This window comes from Pseudomonas sp. Lz4W (assembly GCF_000346225.2).
Lineage (GTDB): Bacteria > Pseudomonadota > Gammaproteobacteria > Pseudomonadales > Pseudomonadaceae > Aquipseudomonas > Aquipseudomonas paraversuta.
The window spans coordinates 963,543-982,869 of sequence record NZ_CP017432.1; the positions used below are offsets into that span (position 1 = coordinate 963,543).

Sequence of the window (19,327 nt, forward strand, 5' to 3'; positions counted from 1 at the left end):
AGCCCGGCTCCCGCAGGTTATGTGTGCTGCTTCCATCTCACGTACATGTGCCGTACCCATGAATTCGCAAAGCATCATCGTTCCCAGAATATCCACCTTGCCGGTTCACGAACCCCGGGCCCGGGCCATCGTGCGCTGGCTGGTGCGCAAGAACATCATTGAGCAAGAGCTGAGCACCTGTGGCCGCGGCGGCAGCCGTATGGCCTACGCCATCGCGCCGGGCGCCGCCAGTGTGGTGCTGCACCCTGAAGCGCTGCCGTTCGGTCAGCCGGTCAATGGTCTGGAAATCATCACCAAGCGCTGCATCTACACCCCGGCCAAGGGGTTTCTCGAAGAGGCAGGCTGTGCCGAATGCCGCAAGGAAGTCGGTGAAGCGCTGTTCGAAAGCCTGGAAGAGTGGATGCCGGGCCGAACCGACAACTTCATTTGTCCGCTGTGCGCCCATGAAGATGACATCAACGGTTTTCTGTTCCTGCAGCCGTGCGCATTCTCCAATCTGGGCTTCATTTTCAACAACTGGGCCGAGGCGGGCTTCAAACAGAGCTTCCTCGACGAATTCGCCGACTGGCTCGACCAGCCGGTGGCGTGGGTCAAGGTCGAGCTCTGAAGCTGTGGGAGCTGACTTGCCAGCGATAGCATCGCTGAGCTGGCTCTGCCCGCCGGGCCGTCTGAATCGCCGGCAAGCCGGCTCCTGCAGGAATCAAGGCCGCACTATCATCTGGAATCTGCCCTGGGAGTCAATAAATCATGGCCTTTAGCGCAAAACTCTCTAAAGGTTTCCGTTGAGAGATGAAGGTGTTTTGAGTACAATAACGCGCTTCCATTTTCCCGCTCGGGAGCCCCAGCGATGCTGCGTATCAGCCAAGAAGCACTCACATTCGATGACATCCTTCTCGTCCCCGGTTATTCCGAGGTTCTCCCGAACGAAGTCAGCCTTAAGACTCGTTTGACCCGTGGCATTGAACTGAATATTCCTCTGGTTTCCGCTGCAATGGACACCGTGACTGAAGCCCGTCTGGCAATCGCCATGGCTCAGGAAGGCGGTATCGGCATCATCCACAAGAACATGACCATCGAGCAGCAAGCTCACGAAGTGCGCAAAGTGAAGCGCTACGAAGCCGGTGTGGTTAAAGAACCCATCACTATCGAAGCCGATGCCACTGTTCGCGAACTGTTCGAACTGACCCGCCTGCACAACATCTCCGGCGTTCCTGTACTGCACAATGGCGACCTGGTCGGCATCGTGACGTCCCGTGACGTGCGTTTCGAAAACCGTCTGGAAGCCACCGTTCGTGAAGTGATGACGCCTAAAGAGCGTCTGGTCACGGTCAAGGAAGGCGCCGACAAGAACGAAGCCCGCGAGCTGTTGCACAAGCACCGCATCGAGCGCGTACTGATCGTCGACGACAAATTTGCCCTTAAAGGCATGATGACCGTCAACGACATCGAAAAAGCCAAGGCTTACCCGCTGGCCAGCAAGGACGACCAGGGTCGTCTGCGTGTAGGCGCGGCAGTGGGAACCGGCAAAGACACCGCCGACCGTGTTGCCGCCCTCGTGGCTGCAGGCGTTGACGTGGTGGTTGTCGATACCGCGCACGGCCACTCCAAAGGCGTGATCGACCGTGTTCGCTGGGTCAAGCAAACCTTTCCTGAAGTACAGGTAATTGGCGGCAACATCGCCACTGGCGCTGCTGCCCTGGCCCTGGCTGAAGCCGGTGCCGATGCGGTCAAGGTCGGTATCGGCCCTGGTTCGATCTGCACCACCCGTATCGTTGCCGGTGTCGGCGTGCCGCAAATCAGTGCCATTGCCAATGTAGCCGCAGCCCTTGAAGGCAGCGGTGTACCATTGATCGCCGACGGCGGCATCCGCTTCTCGGGTGACCTGTCCAAGGCCATCGTCGCCGGTGCATCCTGCGTGATGATGGGTTCGATGTTTGCCGGTACTGAAGAAGCACCGGGCGAAATCGAGCTGTACCAGGGCCGTTCGTACAAGGCCTACCGCGGTATGGGTTCGCTGGGTGCGATGTCGCAATCCCAGGGTTCCTCCGACCGTTACTTCCAGGACTCCTCTGCGGGTGCCGAGAAGCTGGTGCCGGAAGGCATCGAAGGTCGCGTGGCGTACAAAGGTTCTTTGACCGCAATCGTGCACCAACTGATGGGCGGTCTGCGTTCTTCGATGGGTTACACCGGCTGTGCCGACATCGAACAAATGCGCACCAAGCCCGAGTTTGTACGCATCACCGGCGCCGGTATGGCTGAATCCCACGTCCACGACGTGCAGATCACCAAGGAAGCGCCAAACTATCGCGTAAGTTGATAGTGATCGCATCCGGGTCAAAACCCGGGTGCGATACGAATTAAGTCACCGGGGCTGTTTGATTCAGCCCCGTGTCGTTTCTGAAATTAATCGAGATTTTGTCATGGCCCTCGACATTCACGCTCACCGTATCCTGATTCTGGACTTCGGTTCCCAGTACACCCAGCTGATCGCCCGTCGCGTGCGCGAAATCGGCGTTTACTGCGAACTGCACCCGTTCGACATGGATGACGCAGCGATCCGCGAATTCGCACCTAAAGGCATCATCCTTGCCGGTGGCCCGGAATCCGTGCACGAAGCCGACAGCCCGCGCGCGCCACAAGCCGTGTTTGACCTGGGCGTACCGGTTTTCGGTATCTGCTACGGCATGCAGACCATGGCCGAGCAACTGGGCGGCAAGGTTGAAGGTTCCGAGCTGCGCGAGTTCGGTTATGCCCGCGTAGACGTAGTCGGCAAAAGCCGCCTGCTCGACGGCATTGAAGACCACATCGACGCTGACGGCCTGTTCGGTCTGGATGTGTGGATGAGCCACGGTGACAAGGTCACCAGAATGCCATCCGACTTCCACATTCTGGCCAGCACCCCGAGCTGCCCGATTGCCGGCATGTTCAACGATGCCCGCGGCTACTACGGCGTGCAGTTCCACCCGGAAGTGACCCACACCAAGCAAGGCGGCCGCATCCTGTCGCGCTTTATCCTCGACATCTGCGGCTGCGAAGCCCTGTGGACGCCGTCGAAAATCGCTGAAGACGCAATCGCCAACATCCGCGCCCAGGTCGGCACTGACAACGTATTGCTCGGCCTGTCCGGCGGCGTTGACTCTTCGGTGGTGGCGGCATTGCTGCACAAGGCGATCGGCGATCAGCTGACCTGCGTATTCGTGGACAACGGCTTGCTGCGTTTGCACGAAGGTGAGCAGGTAATGGCCATGTTCGCCGAGAACATGGGCGTTAAAGTGATCCGCGCCAACGCGGCGGACCAGTTCCTGAACAACCTGGCTGGCGAAAGCGATCCGGAGAAAAAGCGCAAGATCATCGGCCGTACCTTCATCGACGTGTTCGATGCCGAATCCTGCAAGCTGGACAACATCAAGTACCTGGCCCAGGGCACCATCTACCCGGACGTGATCGAGTCGGCTGGCGCCAAAAGCGGCAAGGCTCACGTCATCAAGTCGCACCACAACGTGGGCGGCCTGCCGGACGAGATGAACCTCAAGCTGGTCGAGCCTCTGCGCGAACTGTTCAAGGACGAAGTCCGCCGTCTGGGTCTGGAACTCGGCCTGCCGTACGACATGGTCTACCGTCACCCGTTCCCGGGCCCGGGTCTGGGCGTGCGCATCCTGGGTGAAGTGAAGAAGGAATACGCCGACATTCTGCGTCGTGCTGACCACATCTTCATCGAAGAGCTGCGCAAGGCCGACTGGTATCACAAAGTCAGCCAGGCATTCGTGGTGTTCCAGCCGGTGAAATCGGTTGGCGTGGTAGGTGATGGCCGTCGTTACGCCTGGGTTGTAGCCCTGCGTGCCGTTGAAACCATCGACTTCATGACCGCGCGTTGGGCACACCTGCCTTACGAGCTGCTTGAAACCGTCAGCGGTCGAATCATCAACGAAATCGAAGGCATCTCCCGCGTTACTTACGACGTGTCGAGCAAGCCGCCGGCAACGATTGAGTGGGAATGATTGGACGTCCGGCACTGACCGGCACCAACTAGCAAGAAACACCCTGAAGCCCGCGTAATTGCGGGCTTTTGGTTTTTTGGGTCTGGCAAGTTCTGGCAGCTTTGTGCATCGCCAAGCACCGTGTTTATGTGGCATGGTACGGGGCATTGACTGAGCCAAATGCCATGCTCGGTGTTCGATACCATGTCGCCTTTGTGGGTAAGGGCATGGTATCAAGACTCATAATCCACCCGGTTTTATTGGGTTTTCTCGCGGTTTTGGGTGTGTTTCTGAGCATGGTATTTTTTGAACGGAATTCGCGAGCCTCATGCTGACCGATACCAAGCTACGTAATCTCAAACCGAAAGAAAAACTCTACAAAGTGAACGACCGTGATGGACTTTACGTAGCTGTCACGGCTGCGGGCGCAATCTCGTTTCGCTACAACTACTCCATCAATGGACGACAGGAGACGATCACGTTTGGTCGCTATGGTGTAGGTGGAATCACGCTTGCAGAAGCGCGAGAGCGGCTTGGTGAAGCCAAAAAGATGGTTGCGGCTGGCAAGTCACCTGCCAAGGAGAAAGCCCGTGACAAGGCACGTAGCAAGGGAGCAGAAACGTTTGATGCCTGGGCCGAGAAATGGCTTCGCGGGTATCAGATGGCTGACTCGACCCGTGATATGCGGCGCTCTGTTTATGAGCGTGAGCTGAAACCGAAGTTTGGTAATCAGAAGCTGGTGGAAATCAACCATGAGGACCTGCGAGCGCTGACCGATGCAATCGTGGAGCGAGGTGCTCCAGCAACGGCGGTGCACTCCCGTGAGATCGTAATGCAGGTTTTCCGATGGGCGATTGAGCGTGGCCAGAAGGTCGAGAACCCGGCCGATCTGGTACGTTCTGCGAGCATCGCTAAATTTGAGCCTCGTGACCGCGCTTTGGGTCCAGACGAAATCGCGTTGATGTACCAGTACTTGGACCGTATCGGCACCGCCTCCTCCGTGAGAGCGGCGGCTAAACTGCTGTTGCTCACCATGGTTCGAAAAAGTGAGCTGACCAACGCCACCTGGGATGAGATCAATTTTAGTGAAGCCCTGTGGACCATTCCGAAAGAGCGGATGAAGCGACGCAACCCCCATTTGGTGTTCTTGTCTCGGCAGGTGCTGGATTTCTTCATCGCGTTGAAGACGTTTGCCGGTGGTTCAGAATACGTCTTTCCTTCCCGGTACGATTCTGATCTGCCAATGAGTACCGCAACCATCAATCAGGTACTGACGCTGAGCTATCGGCTCGCGCAGAAAGAAGGGAAGCCGCTGAGTAAGTTCGGACCGCATGATTTGAGACGGACAGCTAGCACGCTGCTGCACGAGGCGGGCTACAACTCAGACTGGATTGAGAAATGTCTTGCACACGAGCAGAAGGGTGTTAGGGCTGTCTATAACAAGGCCGAGTATCGAGAGCAGCGTACTGCGATGTTACAGGACTGGGCCGATATGATTGATGAGTGGACAGCCAATCGGCCCCGTTCGGGCGACGGTTACAGATAATCAAGTTAGAGCTTCGGTCGTTTTTATCTCATTGCCTGTTTTCGCCCCCGTCGCTTGATGGCGGCAGAAACTGCTTGGCGTGATACGCCAAGTTGGCGGGCGATTTCCGCTTGATTCGTAATGCCTTGGTTTAACAAATCATCCATTGAGCTTGTTGGTGACTTGAGTGCCTGGAGCTGGTTATAGGCATTTTTCCTGACTTCTGCCCATGTCTCGATATCCCACCTAGGGAGGACGGCAGCTCCTTGGGACCAGATTTTTTCAATTAAATCCTCATACTCTAGTGTGAACCTCCGGTCGCGCTGGTAAGCGCGGCGAGCTTCATCGCTACGCCGCGGATTGTGAACTTCACAGTAGAGTTTACTCGGTCTCGCTGCGCCCTCGGGATGGGCCGGTAGGGCTGAAGGCCGCAGTAATTCGCCGTGGCGTGCCCAAGTAGAAACTAGCATTCGGCGCTCCACATGCTCACGGAATGCTGCGACCGAAAAGTCCCCGCGCAACTCCTGCATGTCGCAGTATCTCCCCAGCATGCGCGGGGGTTCGTACTTGCCGAACTCTCCCTTCAATGCTCGTTCATAGCGAGCCACCAAGGTATCGGTTTTTTTCCGGGCTTCTGTACGAATAGATTCTGTTAGCGGCACTGCTTTGATATTTCCGCGTTTTAGACGCTTGAAGACCTTTGGCGCCGCCATGCTGATCGCATATTCGGTAGATCGCCAGCATAGCTCGCAGAAGCACCACTCGTAGTGGTTGCTCAACTTCGCACGGATGCGATCAGACGATGTATCGCTTTCTCTAACCAGCACTTTCAGAAGCGGATCGTATGTGCTCGACGCTTTTTCATATTTTCCCATCGCCCGATGATAGCTCTGGATGACAACTAAATTCTAACTTTTTTGCGTCCTGATTCTGGCGTTAGAAGGCATTGTCAAGCATCTGATAACTCTGAAGGAAAGTGACCTCATGGAGAACAAGCCAAAGAGTAAGACGCTCATCAACCGCAAGAAATTGCACGCGATGATCCCGCTTGCTGAGCGCACCATCTACAACATGGAGCAGCGGGGCGAGTTCCCGCGCCGTATCGCACTAACCAGTCGGAACGTTGCGTGGGATCTGACTGAAATCGAAGAATGGATTGACGCGCGCAAATCGTCGGGCACTCACGCTATTCGCCCAGGAATGGGGGTTTAGCCGTGGCGAGTGATGTACTGGCGGTGTCCGGGAATGAACCGCTTGTGCTGAGTTTTATGCTGCCGGTTGTAGATGGATCTGAACTTGATTGCGGGATGAGCTGTTGGCATGCATCGCGTCATATGCTGGGCCAATCCCTTGACTAGCGGCGGCCATGGGCAACTTCTAGTTGGCAGTCTGTTGTCACGGATCGAAGAAAATCACGCCGCGTACCGCAAGAAGCTGGAGGCCGCAGCACTTCCGGGCGAGTCGATTAGGGAAATAGAGGAGCGACTGCGTACCGAAGAAAAAAAGAGGCCTCCACGCCAGGATCTGCCAACGCCAAGGTCGCCAGTTGCAGCTAAAAAGGCGATACCTTGCCCGCGTGAACACGAAAGGCAGGCTGATTCCGTTGTACCTTCGCGGTACGAAGTAAGCGCCCGCGATAGCCGCAGCATGATGGATGTGGCTGTGTTCCGAATATCCAAGCAGAAAAAACGGGCGGGAGAAATCAGCCGCTACAACCTTTCAGACGGTTACGTCGAGGTCACAGCTGGCCCATATGGCATGGCGTCAATTTGGGATTATGACATCGTGCTAATGCTGATTTCTTATCTAACAGAGGCTATGAATCGCTACCGAGAAGGGAAGGGTGAGAAGCCGTGTCGTGTGTTCAAATCGCACGTGTCTGACATTTTGAAATTCTGCCGGAAGGGCGACGGAAGCCGCCAATTTAAAGAAGTAGAGGGTGCTCTAGATCGCCTCAAAGGTACGACTATCAAAAGCGTGCGGGAAAGCTCCCCACGAAACGGTAAGCGCAGCATGCGGGAGGTAGAGTCCGAGGGATTGATTAGCCACTATCGCGTAATTTCGCGTACTGACACCGGCAAGGTGGCCAGTGTCGAGATTGAGGCACCTAACTGGATATATCGGGAAGTCACTTCGGGGGCAAAGCCGGACATTCTGACAGTGCACCCTGATTATTTCCTGATCGAATCGGGAATAGGGCGTTTTGTCTACCGATTGGCGCGCCGTGCCGCAGGTAAAGACGATGCAAAGTGGGCATTTAAAACTCTATATGCGCGTAGCGGCAGCACCGGGACGCTCAAAAAGTTCTCGGAGAACCTGCGCAAGGTCATCGCAACAGATGATTTACCCGAGTACGGCTTGGTGGAAGAAGTTGGCCTGAGTGGGCCGCAGCTTGTAATGATGCGTCGATCAGATAAGAAAATACTGAAATAAGGTCCCTAATAGACGGTACTCCAGAACACTAAAGGCCCGGAGATGGCCATTTTTCCGTTTGAATGTGTACTCCTGTGGATAGACCGTCTATTGGGGGCCATTCACCGTCCATTAGGGGCTGATCCACCGTCTATTAGGGGGCGCATCACCGTCTATCAGGGACTGCATATTGTTGTAAGTGATTGAAATCAATGGGTAATAAAACCGTTTTTCTTCCTAAATCTTTATTTAAATCTATTAAATCTCTTAAAGCCTATTTTGCTTTGGCAGTGTCCGTCCTCTAAGCACCTGCCCTCTCTGATATGAAAAAGCGTTCCCTACGCTCACAAACTGTTGCTTGAGATCGACTGCGGCCGTCGTAGCGCACATCCATATCATCGAACCAGATTCCGGCAGGTCTGCCACCAGACAGATCGTAGAGAGCAACGACGGACACCAAAAAGAGAGCATGTGAGCGATTTCAGGTAATTTGGCAGCCAAGCAGCCAGCACCGACTATTACGTAACACACTGGACGAGCTCTCGATCTATTCAGTGATTTCATTGGCAATGCAAGGGCGCACTTTCTGGCTCGGGCTTCGCACAAGATGGTCTAGAGAGTCTTGGTGGTGTGTAATAGACGGGAATAAAAAGCCCCGCAAAGCGGGGCATGTCATCAATGCTTGGATTCGTTGAGCCTCTGCTGTTCAGCAAGCAGGTCCAGCCGGATTTCGTCGAGGTGCTTGCGTTGACGTCTGGAACCAAAGAATGGCAACAGATGAAGATCGCCCAAGTCGGAAAATGTCTTTATCCCACAGGTACCATCCCCAGTTGCACCTCCGCGTGTAGGCGGATGTAACGTCCGTCAAGCGTATCTAGTAAAGGGCCATGCCCTTTGGCTCGCAGAAGTCGTCCAAGCGCCCAGAAACCTACACCAAGAACGAAGAAGCTACCCAGCATGAAAAAGCCAAACAGAATGTCTGCAATCATGATTGTTCACCCGGTGATTGAGTCTTAGGCGACGGAGCCGCTTCTTTGGTGCCGCTTTCAGTTTCTGCAGCTGTGGCCAAGTCAGCTCCATGTATTACGTTTGCAGGCTCCCTTCCTTCTCCGTTGTCCACGTTGTCACCACCTGAGTTAGGAACAGCTTGTGGAGTACCGGCGCCCAGCGAAATTCCTGCGGTCCCCTCCATACCGGGCACAGACATAGCGGCCATGAGTCCAACTGCTCGGGTTGCGGCTGATGCCACGTTATGGGCAGACAACCCTCCACCATTGTCTTGCGCACCTCCTGCGTACTGCTGAGAGGCTTGCAAGGTCGATTGCAAACTACTGCCGCCCTGATCCTCTTGTGGATTCGTCTGCGGCTGCGCGGCGGCTTTGCCCTTGGAATCGTCGCCGTTGCCTAGCGCAGCTTTCGCCGCCTTTTTGGCTGCCTGCTGCACGCCTTGGCTTGGCTGCGTCAGTGGGCTGCCGCCGCTAGGGCCACTAGAGGCGCTACCGCCGATTTTAGCTCCGGCTGATTTAGCGGCAGAACTACCGCCAGTGCTGGACCCGAGGCCCGAGCTAATAGCGCCAGTGCTGGCTGTGCCACCACCACCGGCAAAGCTGGAGTTGATTGCGCTGGCCAGACCTCCGGTGCCAATACCCCCGGGCGCGGCCGCTACACTTGCGCCACTACCACTACCACTCGCACCGATTGCCCTGGCCGCTGCCGGAGCTAATGCGCCTGCCGTGGCAATGGTAGCCGCCGCGGCTGCTGCACCAGCTACACCAGCCGCGGCCATGCCGCCAATCGCACCGCCGCCACCCGAAGAAACGCCGCTAATCATGCCCGCGATCAGTTCGGGAATGGTCTTGGTCAGGTAGGCGCATACCAGCGATAACCCCACCAAGGTCATCAGAGAGGCTTCGTCATTGGTATAAGCAACCTGCCACTTCTTCGCGACAGTCAGAATCAAGCCGACTATCAACGTCACCATAAATAGCTTGGCACCCACGGAAACTGCGTAGCGAATAACAGCCATCGTGTATTCCCGTGTCCACTGCGATGCGCCGAAAGCCATGAATAGAACAGAGGCGTTGATAACGACATAAGCCTCGACCAATGTCACAAAAATGAATGCCGCGATGAAAGCAAAAGCCATCAGAACGAGGATGGCAGCCAAGGCAACGACGATACTCTGCGAAGGGTTGAAAACGCTCATTCCGGTCAGGATGGCACGAGAAAACTCGACCGCCGTCGCAAACATATCTCCTGGCATTAGCTCAGGGCTTGGCAAGCCTGCTGCATGTGCCCCAGCTTGTCGGAAACTGTTCACAACCGCGCTTGCCCACTCCGTTGAGTGATCGAGCAGTATCAGGAAAAAACCGATGACCATGATGAAGCGGATTAGCTCGCCAACTAGCTCGCCGAAGTCGACTTGTTTGAATACCATCGGGAAGAATGTCCACACAAACTGGATGAGTGCCAGACTCCAAAATAGGTTCACCGCATAGCCATGAAGGCGAGGGGCCCATTCGTTAGAAGCCTCAAGAATCATGTCCAGCAAGCCCTGCATTGAGGTGTCGCTTTGGGCTAGATCGACTCCTGCAGCTGCACTCCCTGCAAGCAGCATTAGAAATAGTCCGCTGCAGCCAGCAATCATAGGTACGCGCATGTCAGTACCCCTTGGCGCCACCGCGACTGTTCGGGCGCTCATTGAATTGTTTGTCGGCGGCATGAGACTGGTTGATCTTTTCGGTAACCACTATGCGGTCATTAGAGATGGAACATATGATGCCGACCAGAGCTGCCCCTCCAAGTCCAGATGCTACACACAGCACAATAAGAAGCCATTTAGAGAACTTCATAGTCAGTACCCCTTCGCGCCGCCGCGAGTATTTGGGCGCTTGTTGAATTGCTCGGAGGCGGCGTCGCCGACCGACTGACGCGCGGTTTCTTGGGCTATGTAATTGCCCTGCAGGGTAATTTGAGTCGCCACCAAGTCGCGCAGTTTCTGAAGCTGCTGCACGTTTGAAGCGGCAATCTCGTTCCCAGCTTGGATGGCCTGCATCCGACCCGATGATGACTGCGAACGGTTCACCAGTTGTTCCAAGTGTGCATCTTCCGTCTCAAATGTGCTGGTATTCATGCCTGCTGCCTGCATAGCTCTTTTTGCGTTATCAAAGCCTTGCGCCGACCATTTTTCGTAGCGATCCGGCATTACGTCAGTCGCCTTACTGCTCGACTGGAGAAATTTCTGCAAATACGCCTCATACCCGGGAAACTGCGTATTGAATTGCGAATCGAGATTCGCCACATTGCGGCCTAATGACTGCGCCCTGTTGTAGATGCTTGTTACACGCTGCATGTCTTGGGTGATCCGGCCAAACATGCTGTTTGGCAACGGAGTCCCCTGCGTGACCATATTGTTGTATTGCTGAACTTGTGTCGAAAGCTGCTCTGCAGTGTTCAACGCCGTATTGACTGCTTCTGCGTACTCGAACATCTGTTGATAGAATGTAGAGCAGTTTGTGCAGTAGATAGCAAAGGCGTTCTGCCATGTAAAAAGCAAAGTAAAAACTGTTATTAATAATCTCCATCCATTTATCATTTTTGTCTCCAATGCGAGCCTGTCATGATAAATGAACGCGATTGCTTGCAATAGCGAGCGACGTAACGTGTGAACTGCACATATCCAAAGCTAAATCGATCAGCGTATTCGGTGTAGAGCCGAGTAAGGGGGTGGCCGAGCAGTATTTTCGTTTCTAACTCCTTCCTGATCGAGAAGAACTCAGCACGGCCAGCTCTTCTTTTGATAGGCTTTAGACTATTACTTTGCATCGACTTTCTCCGTTTGTTCCTATTGGTTTTAGCACGGATAAAAGCCTAGGGAAACATACAATAACTGCGCAGCTAAAATTAATGAAATTTAGCGTGATTGTATGCAGCTCAAGGAAGTTTAAGGCAACTCTAGGCAATTCAATGCGACTGTATGCGATTTAGCGAAATTCAAAGCGATTGATGAGTTTTTAGTTTTAAATCGCATTAAATCGCTTACAACAGTATGGCAAGATGTGTGTTGTACGGGTACGGGCAAGCCCGAACCCATCCAACACCGCCCCTTATTCGCCTGCGGCTCAACGGTATCTTGCTCTGCGAGGCCCGCCGCCGCTGCCTCGTCTAAGAGCGAAAAGCAACAACAGGAGCAGAAGCAATGACAGAGGACACCAAAGGAAAAGCCCAGCCTCGACGGCGCGGAAAGCCGATAGAGGTGTGGGTTACAGATGAGGAAAAGGCGACCATCACTGAGCGTGCCGAAGAGGCTGGTATGTCCCGCTCCGGTTACCTCCGAGCATTGGGTCTGAATACACCCATTCGCTCGGTCGTCGATCTGAAAGCGGTGGCTGATCTTTGCAGAATTAACGGCGACTTGGGGCGGGTTGCCGGTTTGTTGAAGCTGTGGCTTTTGGAGAAAAACGGGCAGGGAGCAAGCTCGGTCGAGATCGAGCGGATGATGGTCGAGTTTCGAGAGCTGCAGGCGGGTGTTCGGGAAAAGATGAGCGCTGTCGTTTTTGTTAGAAAAGCGTAGGGCTTGACGCCGAAACTCTTTGGATTGTGCAATCCAATTCAGTGCTGACAGTTGCTAGAATTGCGCATTTTTCCCGTTAGCCGCTTTGAAAGGAAATGCACATGTCGGCTCTTGCTGCGCTTTTGGATTCTTATCGTTCTGCCTCTGTCACCGAGCGCGAGAAGGGCACCTACTTTGAGGAACTGATCTGCGTTTACTTGCGCAATGAAGCGACCTACCGCGATCTGTACGATCAAGTATGGACGTATGCCGACTGGGCCAAGGAGCAGGGCTTGAGTGGTAAGGATGCATGCATTGATCTTGTGGCTCGTACCCAGGGCACCGGCGAGTATCACGCCATCCAGTGCAAGCTGTTCGCCGAGGACTACAAAGTCCAGAAGAAGGACATCGACAGTTTCTTCACCGCCTCGGGCAAAGCGCCGTTCTCGCACCGCATCATCGTTACCACCACCAACAACTGGAGCGAGCACGCCGAGGATGCCTTGCAGGGCCAACAGCCTCCGGTCAGCAAGATCGATCTGCAAGCCTTGGAAGACAGCCAGATTGACTGGGCCAAGTACCAGTCCAGCAAAGCGGTCGCACTCAAATCCAAGAAGCAACTGCGTGAGCACCAGCAGACAGCATTAAATGCTGTATCTGCGAATGCGCAAGTAGTACTGCCTCCATCACAGTCCGGTATTTTACGCACTGGAACAGGCCTCTAGTGATATCGGGGACCGAAGAGATTGAGAGGGGGTTGTGTGCTACGAAATCCTTTAATTTCTTATGGTGCTCGCTTTCACCTCCTCCGGCGATTTGACAAGCCAACTCAAGAGCGTGCGAGAAATCGGTTTCGGTCAGTTCAAGGTCTAAAGTTTTTAGGACCTTGTCCCATTGTGGAAACGTAAAAACGTGATTGAGTTCGGCTTTGACAATTACCTGCTTCTGATGGCGGGGCAGAGTAGCGAACTCTTCTTCCTTAACTAAAAACCACCCGACCCCTTCACCAGGTAGGCCGGTGTTTTTATTGACTACCAGCGCTTGGATATCCGAGCAAAAGCCATTGCACTATCTCAGCTCTTTGGCCAGATCTAACCAAGCCATTGCAGCCGGAGGCAAATGCGCACCGGCACGCCAAGCGAGTGCAATATTCCAATCCGTGTGTGGCTCTTCAAGAGGTACTAGAGCGATGCCCGCATGTTTATGTTTTTGCGCAAGCATTCGCGGTAAAAATGCCACCCCTAAACCTGCAGCTACCAGGTCGGCGATGAAATCAATCTGCCCGCTGCGGGCCGTCACCCGGGGCACAATCCCTCTTCGATCACAAGCGGCCATAATTAATGCGTTAAGCGCAAACCCCTCATCAAAGAGGATGAATGGCGAATCCGCCAGATCACTGAAGTTCATTCGCTTGCGTCGCGAAAGCGAATGGGCGCTAGGCAGCACAACCACTAAAGGCTCGTTGCGCACTTCCTGATAAGCGAAAGTTTCATCGATCGGAATCAGTAGTGCTGCCAAGTCCACCTCTCCGGCCTCCAGGCACTCACACAGTTTCTTACTACCGTGCTCTATCAGTTCTATATTCACCATCGGATAGCGGCTGCGATAAGTAGCAAACATCTCAGCGAACAATACCCCGGAGCCTACAGGCGGCAAGCCGATCCGCAGCGTACCGCCCTTCAGGTCGCGCAGTTCATTGATCTCTGCGATCAGATCGTTCCGATCTGCGAGTAATACCAGTGCGCGCCGATAGGCAATCTCACCTGCGGCCGTCAACTCGCTTTTATGGCCGATACGGTTCAGCAGTGGCGTACCTAGCTCATCCTCGAGCGTCCTGACTGCCTTGCTGACTGAGGACTGAGTCAAAGACACAACCTCCGCAGCTTGGGAGAAACCTCCCTGGCGCACCACTTCTACAAACACCCGCAGCGTTCTGAGATTCATGTGTATTCCAATAGCGACTCAATTCGAGTAGAAAAAGTTGTTTTTATCATACTCAACAATCCCTTATCGTGAAATTCACTCAGCAACGTCCTACGTCGCTGAAATTTTCTAGAGACCTAGGAGTTGTAGATAATGATTATTTCATCGGCATCCGACTATCGCGAAGCCGCGAGACGCAAATTGCCGCGATTTCTGTTCGACTACATCGACGGCGGCGCCTATGCCGAACACACAATGCGTGCCAATAGCGCTGACCTCGCCAGCATCAGCTTGCGTCAACGCATCTTGAGAAATGTTGACAGTTTGAGTCTCAAGACGACGCTCTTTGGAAAGGAACAGAGTCTGCCGATCATCCTCAGCCCCGTCGGACTGACCGGTATGTATGCCCGTCGTGGTGAAGTACAAGCGGCCAAGGCTGCGGCCACGAAAGGCATTCCCTTTTGCCTGTCCACAGTATCGGTCTGCTCGATTGAAGAGGTTAGTTCCCAGAGTTCGCAATCGATCTGGTTTCAACTCTATGTGCTCAAGGATCGCGGATTTATGCGTAATGCCCTAGAGCGTGCTCAAGCAGCCGGCGTTACCACGCTGGTGTTCACCGTAGACATGCCGACGCCAGGCGCTCGTTACCGTGATGCCCACTCGGGCATGTCTGGGCCACTCGCAGCTTCACGGCGCATCCTGCAAGCCACCACTAGGCCGGATTGGGCGTTTAATGTCGGTATCCTCGGTCGTCCGCATGATTTGGGCAACATCTCCAAGTACCTGGGCAAAGCCACCACCCTGGAAGATTATGTTGGCTGGTTAGGCAATAACTTCGACCCCTCTATCAGCTGGAAGGACCTGGAATGGATCCGCGAGTTTTGGAAGGGCCCGATGATTATCAAGGGCATCCTTGATCCACAGGACGCCAAGGACGCAGTAAGTTTCGGCGCTGATGGCATCGTGGTCTCCAACCACGGCGGTCGCCAATTGGACGGTGTGCTGTCCACCGCTAGGGCTTTGCCTCCCATCGCCGAAGTAGTGGGTGATGACCTGACGGTGCTGGTGGACTCTGGCATTCGTTCCGGGCTGGATGTTGTGCGCATGCTCGCCTTAGGCGCCAAGGCATGCCTGCTGGGGCGCTCGACGGTTTACGCTCTGGCCGCCGACGGACAGCACGGGGTAGAGAATATGCTGGATATCTTCTCGCAAGAAATGCGCGTGGCAATGACGCTCACTGGTGTTACCTCGATTGACAAGATCGATCGAACCGCATTGGTTCCAGTTGAGTAATGAAGGTTCGATCATGTCGCAATCACTGACCGTTAAGATGTTGGAAGCGGTACGCAATGTACCGATTGGCTACGTAGTGTGTGGTGGTGTTGTCTGTACTGTGCCGGCGCTCCTCGCGGCTCGCTTACACAACCCCTTGTTCTGTTGGTCAGCGATTGCCGCATTCTGGAGCTATCTGTCGATTCCGAGCGATAAGTCCCCAAAGGGTTGTATCTTCGGCCTGGTTTTCGGCATCACCGGCGCCGTGGCGTCAGGGCTAGGTGCTTGGACGATGGTATGGCCGCAACTGGCTATAGCACTGTCGGCCCTCTTTGCGTTTGCTGGCGCTTACGCCCAGGTTTGCGGCGCGCGCATTAGCATTCCCGCTTTGCTGACAGCGACGGCATTTGCGGTATCCACTGCATTCCCGGCAAAGGACTTTGCCCAGGGATTTGCTTATGCACGTTACTTTCTATATGGCAGCCTATGGGCTACAGGCTCCGCATTGCTGTTCCAATGGTGTCAGTACGACCAGCCTGATGCTGCAAAGCGGCCAGTTTTATGGTCGGCACTCAGAACAAATTTCACACCGAAATCTAACTTCTTTCTGCATGGGCTTCGCGTTGCGCTGTCGGGAGCACTGTCAGTTTGGTTGGTTCAATTGTGGTCGTTGCATTACGGATACTGGATGACCCTTACGGTGTTTCTGATCATGCAGCCCTACATGCATTCAACGTTGAGGATGTCTCTGGAGCGAGTCGGCGGCACCTTCTTAGGGGGAGCCATTGCTGCCGTTCTTGGTTACGCAATCCATGATCCGTTTTTGTTGGCTGCACTGATACTGCCTGTTTCTATTGGCACCCTGGCAGGGCGCTCTGTGAGCCACATCAGCTATTTGATGTTCCTCACTCCACATTTCATACTGGTCGCGCAGGTTGGCCAGTCAGGAGGATCGGAGCTGGATTTGGTATTTCTACGAATGCTCTACAGCACCGGTGGTGCACTTTTAGCGATCATCGCTTCGCTTGTGATTTTTCCTCGCTGGCAAACGGCTGAGCCGTAGAGGACTAGGGGAGTGTTTCCTAGACCGCCGGTTTGAAAGCCCCTTCCCGTGCAGCCAACCAGTAACACCGCGCAAAAACTCAGTAATAGGCTCCGCGTGAACATGGCGTTCTTCCTCATGGTTTGACTCGGATGTTTGTAGGCCCTGATCGTGCCGTAGTCACGTGCGCCCTATCAAAGAGCGCTATACCCCCTCTACAGGTGCTTGTCATGCGATGAGAGGCGGGAGGGCTGAGCATCTAGAGCGTCGTTCGGGAATGGTTCTTTTCATGGTATGCCTTTTGTTTTGTTTGATAGTTATCTGCTTTTAAAGGTTTTATTGCGCTTGTTGATAATAGAGTGGGAATAAGTCCGGCCGGGTAACCGGTCTGATTTGAAAAGGGCGGTCAACACTGGGTGTTGACCGCCCTTTTTTTATTTCTGTACCCCCAACCTGTCGGCGCGAGCTTTTCAACAGCTCTCTCCGACAGAAGCAGGATGCAGCCCTTACTGTTTCGCAATTGCAGGTGTATCGTATTCGCCTTTTGCGGGCTGCACGCCCGCGCCGGATACGAGAGGTAGTTGAATCAATGTCCTTTACCCGTCGACAAATACTCGGTGGTCTGGCCGGCCTGGTAGTGGTGGGTGTTGGCGCAGGAGGCGCTTCGCGTTACTGGCTGGGCAAGATGGCCGATGCCGAGGCTGGCCACGACTATGAGCTGATTGCCGCGCCGCTGGATGTGGAACTGGTGCCCGGTCATCAAACCGAAGCCTGGGCCTTCGGTCCGTCGGCGCCCGGCACCGAGCTGCGGGTGCGACAGGGGGAGTGGCTGCGGGTGCGCTTTATCAACCACCTTCCGGTAGCCACTACCATTCACTGGCACGGTATCCGACTGCCGCTGGAAATGGACGGTGTGCCTTATGTTTCGCAATTGCCGGTATTGCCCGGTGAATACTTCGACTACAAGTTCCGTGTGCCGGATGCCGGCAGTTTCTGGTACCACCCCCACGTCAACAGCAGCGAAGAACTGGGCCGTGGTCTGGTCGGGCCGCTGATTGTCGAGGAGCGCGAGCCCACCGGTTTCCAGCACGAGCGTACCCTGAGCATTAAAAACTGGCACGTGGATGAAGAGGGCGGTTTTCTGCCGTTCAGCATTACCCGTGAAGCCGCCCGTGGCGGCACCCCGGGACGCCTGTCGACGATTAATGGCAGCCACGTGCCGACCATTGATTTGCCAGCCGGACAGATCACCCGGGTGCGCATCCTCAACCTCGACAATACCCTGACCTATCGTCTGAACATCCCGGGCATCGAAGCCAGAATTTATGCCCTGGATGGCAACCCCGTCGAGCCACGGCCTTTGGGCAAGGAATACTGGCTGGGCCCCGGCATGCGTATTTGCCTGGCGATCAAGGCTCCGGCGGCAGGGCAAGAGTTGTCACTGCGAGACGGTCCCGTACGTTTGGGCACGCTGCGCTCGGTTGCCAGCAACGCTGCGGCGGTGGAATGGCCACCGGCGTTGCCCGCCAACCCGATTGCCGAGCCCGATGTGGCGAACGCTGAAAAGATCAACTTCAACTTTGAATGGGTCGGCTCGGTTTCCGAGAACCTGGGCCCTGACCAGCCGCCCAGCCTGTGGCAGATCAACGGCGTGGCCTGGGACATCAAGGACAAGACCTGCGCCGATCGGCCGATAGCCAAACTCAAGCTGGGTCAGAGCTATATCTTCGAATTGAAGAACATGACCCAGTACCAGCACCCGATCCATCTGCACGGCATGAGCTTCAAGGTGCTGGCGTCCAATCGCAAAAAAATCATTCCCTACTTCACCGATACCTACCTGCTGGGTAAAAACGAACGTGCCCGCGTGGCCCTGGTGGCGGATAATCCCGGCGTGTGGATGTTCCACTGCCATGTGATTGACCACATGGAAACCGGCCTTATGGCCGCAATTGAGGTTTCCTGATGCGACAAGGGCGTCAACCGCAAATCATCGATCGCAGCCGCGATCAGGACTACATGCGTGAAGCGCTGGCGCTGGCGGCTCAGGGCGCGGCCCTGGGCGAAGTGCCGGTGGGCGCGGTGCTGGTGCAAAACGGTGAAATTATCGGCCGCGGGTTTAACTGCCCGATCAGCGGCAGCGACCCCAGCGCCCATGCTGAGATGGTTGCCATCCGTGCAGCCGCAGCGGCGGCCAGCAACTACCGGCTGCCCGGTAGCACCCTGTACGTGACCCTGGAGCCGTGCAGCATGTGCGCGGGCCTGATCGTCCACTCCCGGGTGGCTCGGGTGGTCTACGGCGCGCTGGAGCCCAAGGCGGGAATTGTGCAAAGTCAGGGGCAGTTCTTCAGCCAGGGCTTTCTGAATCACCGGGTGCTGTTCGAAGGCGGGGTCTTGGCCGAAGAGTGCGGAGCTATCCTCAGCGAATTCTTCAAGGCCCGTCGGGCCAAATAACGCCCCTCTGCCTTTGTAGGAGCGAGCTTGCCTCGCGACAGGCTCAACGCAGATTCATGGAGGGACCGCGTAGCCTGCATCGCGAGGCAAGCTCGCTCCTACGGGGGCGTGGGCTTTGCGCTTCAGCTGCCGGGCACATGAATTAACTGTAGGAGCGAGCTTGCTCGCGA

16 protein-coding genes and 1 pseudogene are annotated in these 19,327 nt (G+C 55.2%); 12 read left to right on the top strand and 5 right to left on the bottom strand.

All coding sequences use genetic code 11. The features are described 5' to 3' along the window. The first annotated feature begins 58 nt into the window (after positions 1-58). The 4 genes from B195_RS04645 (at position 59) to B195_RS04660 (ending at position 5,523) form a co-directional block, all read left to right on the top strand. Positions 59-607, top strand: a complete 549-nt coding sequence (locus B195_RS04645) for a hypothetical protein (protein WP_003443334.1) — start codon at positions 59-61, stop codon at positions 605-607. Between the two features lie 240 nt (positions 608-847). Further along, positions 848-2,317 carry an IMP dehydrogenase gene (guaB, locus tag B195_RS04650; protein ID WP_003443333.1) on the top strand — a complete coding sequence of 490 codons (1,470 nt, stop codon included), beginning with the start codon at positions 848-850 and terminating at the stop codon, positions 2,315-2,317. A 103-nt stretch (positions 2,318-2,420) separates the two neighbouring features. Then, positions 2,421-3,998 carry a glutamine-hydrolyzing GMP synthase gene (gene guaA, locus B195_RS04655; protein ID WP_003443331.1) on the top strand — a complete coding sequence of 526 codons (1,578 nt, stop codon included), beginning with the start codon at positions 2,421-2,423 and terminating at the stop codon, positions 3,996-3,998. Positions 3,999-4,305: 307 nt separating this feature from the next. Further along, positions 4,306-5,523, top strand: coding sequence for a site-specific integrase (locus tag B195_RS04660; protein WP_003443327.1), 1,218 nt, complete (start codon positions 4,306-4,308; stop codon positions 5,521-5,523). Positions 5,524-5,546: 23 nt separating this feature from the next. Here the strand turns inward: B195_RS04660 and B195_RS04665 are convergent, their stop codons facing one another. Continuing rightward, positions 5,547-6,377 carry a helix-turn-helix domain-containing protein gene (locus tag B195_RS04665; RefSeq protein ID WP_003443326.1) on the bottom strand — a complete coding sequence of 277 codons (831 nt, stop codon included), beginning with the start codon at positions 6,375-6,377 and terminating at the stop codon, positions 5,547-5,549. Positions 6,378-6,486: 109 nt separating this feature from the next. Here B195_RS04665 and B195_RS04670 point away from each other — a divergent pair, with 109 nt between their 5' ends. Together B195_RS04670 and B195_RS04675 are read left to right on the top strand one after the other, a co-directional pair. Beyond that, positions 6,487-6,714 (top strand): AlpA family transcriptional regulator, encoded by a 228-nt coding sequence (locus B195_RS04670; protein WP_003443325.1) that lies wholly within the window; start codon positions 6,487-6,489, stop codon positions 6,712-6,714. Positions 6,715-6,822: 108 nt separating this feature from the next. Beyond that, on the top strand, positions 6,823-7,935 hold the full coding sequence (locus B195_RS04675) for a replication initiator protein A (RefSeq protein WP_003443324.1): 1,113 nt from the start codon (positions 6,823-6,825) through the stop codon (positions 7,933-7,935). Positions 7,936-8,899: 964 nt separating this feature from the next. Here the strand turns inward: B195_RS04675 and trbL are convergent. From trbL to B195_RS23210, 3 genes are all read right to left on the bottom strand, one after another. Further along, positions 8,900-10,573, bottom strand: a complete 1,674-nt coding sequence (trbL, locus tag B195_RS04685; RefSeq protein ID WP_003443313.1) for a P-type conjugative transfer protein TrbL — start codon at positions 10,571-10,573, stop codon at positions 8,900-8,902. 195 nt (positions 10,574-10,768) lie between these two features. After that, the gene (trbJ, locus tag B195_RS04695) at positions 10,769-11,509 is read right to left on the bottom strand and encodes a P-type conjugative transfer protein TrbJ (protein ID WP_003443308.1); all 741 of its coding nucleotides are present in this window, start codon (positions 11,507-11,509) and stop codon (positions 10,769-10,771) included. Beyond that, positions 11,506-11,739, bottom strand: coding sequence for a TraK family protein (locus tag B195_RS23210; RefSeq protein WP_003443306.1), 234 nt, complete (start codon positions 11,737-11,739; stop codon positions 11,506-11,508). The genes trbJ and B195_RS23210 overlap by 4 nt, the downstream gene beginning before the upstream one ends. A gap of 373 nt (positions 11,740-12,112) precedes the next feature. Here B195_RS23210 and B195_RS04705 point away from each other — a divergent pair, with 373 nt between their 5' ends. Then, positions 12,113-12,487, top strand: coding sequence for a hypothetical protein (locus B195_RS04705; RefSeq protein WP_003443304.1), 375 nt, complete (start codon positions 12,113-12,115; stop codon positions 12,485-12,487). Positions 12,488-12,588: 101 nt separating this feature from the next. Continuing rightward, positions 12,589-13,185 (top strand): annotated as a pseudogene (locus B195_RS04710) (damage-inducible protein); the annotation flags it as partial. 349 nt (positions 13,186-13,534) lie between these two features. Here the strand turns inward: B195_RS04710 and B195_RS04715 are convergent. Continuing rightward, positions 13,535-14,410: a LysR family transcriptional regulator gene (locus tag B195_RS04715; protein ID WP_003443297.1), complete on the bottom strand. Its 876-nt coding sequence runs from the start codon at positions 14,408-14,410 to the stop codon at positions 13,535-13,537. Between the two features lie 132 nt (positions 14,411-14,542). On the opposite strand from B195_RS04715, the gene lldD reads away from it, so the two are divergent. From lldD to tadA, 4 genes are all read left to right on the top strand, one after another. Beyond that, positions 14,543-15,682, top strand: a complete 1,140-nt coding sequence (gene lldD / locus B195_RS04720) for an FMN-dependent L-lactate dehydrogenase LldD (protein WP_003443295.1) — start codon at positions 14,543-14,545, stop codon at positions 15,680-15,682. Between the two features lie 13 nt (positions 15,683-15,695). After that, positions 15,696-16,724 (top strand): FUSC family protein, encoded by a 1,029-nt coding sequence (locus B195_RS04725; RefSeq protein WP_003443292.1) that lies wholly within the window; start codon positions 15,696-15,698, stop codon positions 16,722-16,724. 568 nt (positions 16,725-17,292) lie between these two features. Further along, positions 17,293-18,669, top strand: coding sequence for a multicopper oxidase family protein (locus B195_RS04735; protein ID WP_003443290.1), 1,377 nt, complete (start codon positions 17,293-17,295; stop codon positions 18,667-18,669). Next, positions 18,669-19,157, top strand: coding sequence for a tRNA adenosine(34) deaminase TadA (tadA, locus tag B195_RS04740; protein WP_003443288.1), 489 nt, complete (start codon positions 18,669-18,671; stop codon positions 19,155-19,157). Before B195_RS04735 ends, tadA begins: the two co-directional genes overlap by 1 nt. Positions 19,158-19,327: the final 170 nt, after the last annotated feature.